The organism is Aliidongia sp., assembly GCF_035943795.1.
GTDB lineage: Bacteria > Pseudomonadota > Alphaproteobacteria > ATCC43930 > CGMCC-115725 > Aliidongia.
Genome location: NZ_DASZBY010000019.1, coordinates 1 through 5,119 on the forward strand (window position 1 = coordinate 1; position 5,119 = coordinate 5,119).

Consider the following 5,119-nt stretch of genomic DNA (forward strand, 5'->3'; position numbering starts at 1 on the left):
TCCGCCGACGCTCGACCCGCGCCATCACTTCGACTTCGGCCACTACGTTCCCTCCTATCGGACGTCCGAAAGGAATCCGAAGAGAAAGAGAATCAGGCGACGGTCAGATCACCGCAACACGGCGCAGGCCGGACGCGTACAACCAGTCTGACGGTGCAATCGAACAAAAGCCCGCACGGTTTCCCGTGCGGGCTTTTGTCCAACCTCAAAGTCCTATGGATGTTCGTCGCGAAGCTGACCGCCATATGCGGCGGCGGCGCAGGCGACGAAAGCGCCGATCAACATCGAGATCGCGGCGAAGATCGAGAAGGCCGCCGCGGACTTTCGAGCAGCGTCTCCAATCTGCTTTGCCTTGACCTCGTTGGCCTTTTCCTGGGCGATGGTGTCATCGACCCGCTTCTGGGCATCGGCCTGGCCGAGGCCGGTATGAACCGACACCAGCTGGACGAGATAGGCATTGTCGGCCGCGGCCACGTCACCGTTCACGGCGCGCATGGCCAGGATCCTGGTCGCTTCCAGATGAGCCGCCGGCCCGGTGCCCGTCGCGTCAGGTGTGACGGACCGGAACAGGCCATCGACATCATAGGCCCGGCCCATCGCCGTTCCCGTATCCGCCGCGCCGTGTGCGGCAGCGACGGTCGACGATGCCTTGACGCCCGTTCCGACCGCGGACGACGCAGCGGTCGCGATCAACGCGGCACCCATGACGGTCGCGAGCGCCCAGGTCAGGAACCCGTGGGCGGTATCGCGGAAGAACACCTCATGGGTATGCGTACCGGTCCATTTTATACGCAGTCGCCCCGTGATGTAGCCACCGACGGCAGACGACAGCCACTGGACGATGATCAGCCAGATCCCCGCCAGCACGGTGAAGGTCGTCGCCGAGACACCGGCGTTCGACCATGGTGAGATCGACGCCAGGCCAAAGCCGGAGCCCAGCGCCAGCAAAACCAGGGTCACCGCCGCTGCCACGAAAGCACCAGCGATGACTGCCGCCCAGGAAACGGCGGAGACCGAGGCCTCGACCGTCCGTTCCCCGCGCCGGAGGTCGGTGAGCGGAGCAGGTGCGATGCTCATCTCAATGCCAGATCAGGGCGAGGATGATGATGACCGGGATGGGAACACCGATCAGCCAAAGCAAGATTCCACGACCCATGAGAGCCTCCGTTGTTCCAGTTGCGGCCGCTCCTGTCTCTACCGCGCGGGTAGGTTCAGGCTTTCCGTAGTCCAACAACCGGTTGGGGCGCATCGGGTTCCCGGATCGCTATCCGTTGCACGGAGCAGCGCCACCGCGGGGTCACACGGTCCATCAAGAACCGAGAGGACGCCTAGAAGATCGGTCGCCGACCGTGCCTTCCGGCCGATCTTCCAGATCCTGGAGGGAGCCGCCGTCGCCGCTCCCGGATAGCGTCAGAGGGTCCGCCGACCGGCGACCGCGTGATACAGCACCAGGACGACGATGGCCCCGATGATCGCCACGCCCATGCTGTAGAGATTGAAACCAGTCACGCCGGCAGCGCCGAACTGGTTGAACAGGAAACCGCCGACGATCGCGCCGACGATTCCCAGAATAATATCCAACAAGGCGCCCTCGCCGGTTTTGTTCACGATCTTACTGGCGATGAAGCCCGAGATCAGGCCCAACACAATCCATCCAATGATCGACATTTCATTTTCCCCCGTTACTTTGCGACGCAAAGATCCTCGCTACAGGGGTGAATGGCTGTCGCCCGGAATGGTTCCGCGTCCGGTTGGCCAGGGCGTGTTCGGAGTTGGTAGGGAATCTTGGGATCAAATTCAGACGCTGGTGCCGAGCCTAATATCCCAACAGCCGCTGACCAGGAGCTTCCTGCGGGCTCCGCGCGGGATGGGCGGCACGGAAGGGCGATCATCCCGTGGAATGGCACCTTCGGGATCCACAACGGATGGGCACGCTATCGTGGCCCCGTTCACGGTAGCGAGCGCCATCGCCATGTCGCGATCCAGATCATCCATGCCGATGACCAGGAGGTCGCCGTCGAGGCCGGCGATCGGACTCATCGCGGGTCGGCATTCGTGATCGGCCCGCTCGTCGCACACCGGCTTCCGGTACAGTCGAACGCGACGGTCGTCTATGTCGAGCCGCAAACCAGGCTGGGACAGTTGCTGAGGCGAGACTATCCCGACGCCATCTGCCGCCTGTCGACGGATGCGGCCAGGAATTGCCTGGCGGTGCTGGAACGGACGGTGGGCAGAACCGAACCGGAAATCGATCACCGCCTCGCCCAGGCGCTTTCCCTGTTGGACGGGTCGCCTTGCGGCCCCGCGCCGATCGAAGCAGCCGCCCACGCCGTGGGTCTGTCTGCCTCCAGATTGCGGGCGATCGCAGATCTGGAGCTGGACGTTCCGCTGGTCCGGTGGGTGCTCTGGCGCAAGCTTAGCCGCGCTGGCGAAGCGCTCGCCGCCGGAGCTGGTCTCGCCGATGCGGCGCTCAGCGGCGGCTTTTCCGACCAGGCGCATTTCTCCCGGACCATGAAGGCGATGGTCGGCCTCACGCCGTCGATCGCCGCGACGTCCCTGCGTGCTCAGGGCCGTCGGGCGGAATAGAGCGTGATCGCGCCGGTCGGGGTGCGGATCGGCGGCGCGGCGGCCACATCGGCAAAGCCGGCCTCGGCGATCAGGGCGGGCAATATTCCCGCCGCATTCGGACCGGTGGGTCCGAAGCCGTCGACCATGCGGACCAGGAGAAAGGCCAGCCGCATCAGCAGGTCCGGCTGGCGGCCATAGTCGACCAGGGTCAGCGTCCCGCCCGGACGCAGGACGCGGAAGAGGTCGGCGAGAATGGCCCGTTTCATCGGCAGGAGGCAGTGATGCAGGACCAGGCTGGAGACCGCCTTGGTCACGATGCCGGCACCGATCCGATCCGTCGCGGTATTGCCCATTCCCTGGACCCATTCCGCCTCGACGCCGGCGCTTGCGGCCTTGCTGCGCGCGATATCGAGGATTGCCGGGTCGGGATCCAACCCGATGATCCGGGCCTCCGGGCATGCCCGTTTCATCAGGATCACGAGGCTGCCGGTGCCGCAGCCGATATCGACGATGACGTCGTCGGGGGCCGGCCGGACATCGGCCAGCGCAGCGGCGCGCCATCGGGTCTCCCGTGCCACGAGCGACACCAGGCGATCGTAGTAGCGGGTCAGGCTCGGCCGGCCGAGCGCGGGGATGAAATTGTCGGTCATGGGGCTTCGTCGCACGGGGCGAGGCCGCGGTCTTGAACGAACCGCTTGTCGAATTGAGACATTCCGTCTTCCGGCGGGTTTACCTTCCCGAGGAAAGGACGTCCACCGTGCTCAAACTACCGACGATGGCATCGCTCGAGGATTGGGCCGCGACGAGTCTCGCCTGGGCGGGCGAGCGCGTCCTGAACCTGAACAGTCTGGCACAACTCGGCCTCGCGATCCTGGCCGCGTTCATCGCCTGGCGGCTTGGTCCGCGGCTGGGTCGAGCGCTGCGGGAGGGCAGCGGACGCCTCACCGGCTGGGCGGCCGTCCGGCTCGTGAATGCCGTGGCGCTCGCCGTACCCGGCCTGCTCTTTCTGCTCCTGATCCAGCTCTGCGCGCTCGGCTTCGATCATGCGGGCTATCCGAACCACGTTCTTCGCCTCGTGTTCGGGCTGGCCTTGGCCTGGGTCGTGATCCGCTTCAGTTCGAGCTTCGTTCGCGACCGCACGCTTGCCAAGGTCATCACGTTCGTCGCCTTCCTGCTCGCCGCCTTGAACATCGCGGGCTTGATCGGCCCGACGATGGCATTGCTCGATGCGATGGCGGTGACGATCGGCACGCTGCGGCTGAGCCTGCTGCTGCTCCTGCGCGGGACGCTCGTCCTCGTGGTGTTGATCTGGCTCGCGAACCTGATGGCGCGGCTCGCCGAGCAGCGGCTGGGAACCATGCCGCGGCTGACCCCGGCCATGCATGTGCTGATCGCGAAGCTCGTGAGAGCGAGCCTGCTGACGCTCGCCGTCGTGCTGGCGCTGGGTGCGGTCGGCATCGATCTGACGGCTTTCGCGGTGTTCTCCGGCGCGATCGGCGTCGGCCTCGGGTTCGGCCTGCAGAAGGTCGTCTCGAACCTGGTCAGCGGGGTCATCTTGCTGATCGACAGTTCGATCAAACCGGGCGACGTGATCGAGGTCGGCAATTCCTATGGCTGGATCACGCGGATGAACGCCCGCTATGTCTCCGTCATCACGCGCGACGGCACCGAGTACCTGATCCCGAACGAAGACCTGATCACGCAGCGCGTCATCAACTGGACCTATTCGAGCGATGCCGTGCGTCTTCGCGTCAAGGTCTCGGTGTCCTACGATTGCGACGTGCGGCAGGCGATGCAGCTGTGCCAGGAAGCGGCGCGGAAGGCCGACCGCGTGCTCGCGGAGCCGGCGCCCAACTGCCTCCTGGTAGGGTTCGGCGATAGCGCGGTCGACCTGGAATTGCGCTTCTGGATCGGCGATCCCCGCAACGGCACGGCCAACATCAGCAGCGCCGTCCGGCTCGGCATCTGGGATGCCTTCAAGGAAAATGGGATCGACATCCCGTTCCCGCAGCGCGAGGTACGCCTGAAAGGGCCGCTGCCGGAGGCCGATTGAGCTCGTCCGGCTTCGACCGCCGATCATCGCACAAGGCAATGGCGGGCAATGCCGCGCACGCCGGGCCGAAGCTTGAGCATGGCGCCGGCGAGCGGCTGCAGGCCGGCTGCGCCAAGGCATTGCTGGGCAAGGCCGCCCTGCCCGACGATCTGCCCTGGCCTGCGCGTCGCGCGCGTGACCTACAGCTGGGGCGACAATGACAAGGCCCTGATCGACCACGCGCTGGGCCAGATGCACACCAGCCTGGAAGCCGTCGGCGCCAAGGAGATCTCCCGGCAGGAGGACGACACGAAACATCTGGCCGGCACCGCCCGCATGGGGTTCGATCCGACGACGAGCGTGGTCGATGCCGATTGCCGCAGCTGGGACATCCCGAACCTGTGGGTCTGCGACGGTTCCGTCTTCCCGACGACCGGCGGGGTCAATCCGTCGCTGACGATCACCTGCATCGCGATGCGAACCGCCGACCGCATTCAGGCGCTGGCAGCCCGCGGCGAG

General features: G+C 65.8%; 8 protein-coding genes. 4 read left to right on the forward strand and 4 right to left on the reverse strand.

Features of this window, described 5'->3' with window-relative positions; all coding sequences use genetic code 11:
- Positions 1-213 precede the first annotated feature (213 nt).
- The 3 genes from VGV37_RS03160 to VGV37_RS03170 form a co-directional block, all read right to left on the reverse strand.
- Entirely contained in the window at positions 214-1,077 is an 864-nt protein-coding gene (locus VGV37_RS03160; protein WP_326878160.1) for a hypothetical protein, read from the reverse strand.
- A gap of 333 nt (positions 1,078-1,410) precedes the next feature.
- Positions 1,411-1,668, reverse strand: a complete 258-nt coding sequence (locus tag VGV37_RS03165) for a GlsB/YeaQ/YmgE family stress response membrane protein (protein WP_326878161.1) — start codon at positions 1,666-1,668, stop codon at positions 1,411-1,413.
- Positions 1,669-1,797: 129 nt separating this feature from the next.
- Positions 1,798-2,040, reverse strand: coding sequence for a hypothetical protein (locus VGV37_RS03170; RefSeq protein WP_326878162.1), 243 nt, complete (start codon positions 2,038-2,040; stop codon positions 1,798-1,800).
- A gap of 15 nt (positions 2,041-2,055) precedes the next feature.
- On the opposite strand from VGV37_RS03170, the gene VGV37_RS03175 reads away from it, so the two are divergent.
- Positions 2,056-2,586 carry a helix-turn-helix domain-containing protein gene (locus VGV37_RS03175; protein ID WP_326878163.1) on the forward strand — a complete coding sequence of 177 codons (531 nt, stop codon included), beginning with the start codon at positions 2,056-2,058 and terminating at the stop codon, positions 2,584-2,586.
- Here the strand turns inward: VGV37_RS03175 and VGV37_RS03180 are convergent.
- Positions 2,565-3,218 carry a class I SAM-dependent methyltransferase gene (locus VGV37_RS03180; RefSeq protein ID WP_326878164.1) on the reverse strand — a complete coding sequence of 218 codons (654 nt, stop codon included), beginning with the start codon at positions 3,216-3,218 and terminating at the stop codon, positions 2,565-2,567. The genes VGV37_RS03175 and VGV37_RS03180 overlap by 22 nt on opposite strands.
- 107 nt (positions 3,219-3,325) lie before the next feature.
- On the opposite strand from VGV37_RS03180, the gene VGV37_RS03185 reads away from it, so the two are divergent.
- From VGV37_RS03185 to VGV37_RS03195, 3 genes are all read left to right on the forward strand, one after another.
- On the forward strand, positions 3,326-4,621 hold the full coding sequence (locus VGV37_RS03185; protein WP_326878165.1) for a mechanosensitive ion channel family protein: 1,296 nt from the start codon (positions 3,326-3,328) through the stop codon (positions 4,619-4,621).
- Positions 4,618-4,821 carry a hypothetical protein gene (locus tag VGV37_RS03190; RefSeq protein WP_326878166.1) on the forward strand — a complete coding sequence of 68 codons (204 nt, stop codon included), beginning with the start codon at positions 4,618-4,620 and terminating at the stop codon, positions 4,819-4,821. Before VGV37_RS03185 ends, VGV37_RS03190 begins: the two co-directional genes overlap by 4 nt.
- Positions 4,796-5,119: GMC family oxidoreductase (locus VGV37_RS03195; protein WP_326878167.1), on the forward strand; the 324-nt coding region annotated here is incomplete at its 3' end. The genes VGV37_RS03190 and VGV37_RS03195, both read left to right, overlap by 26 nt.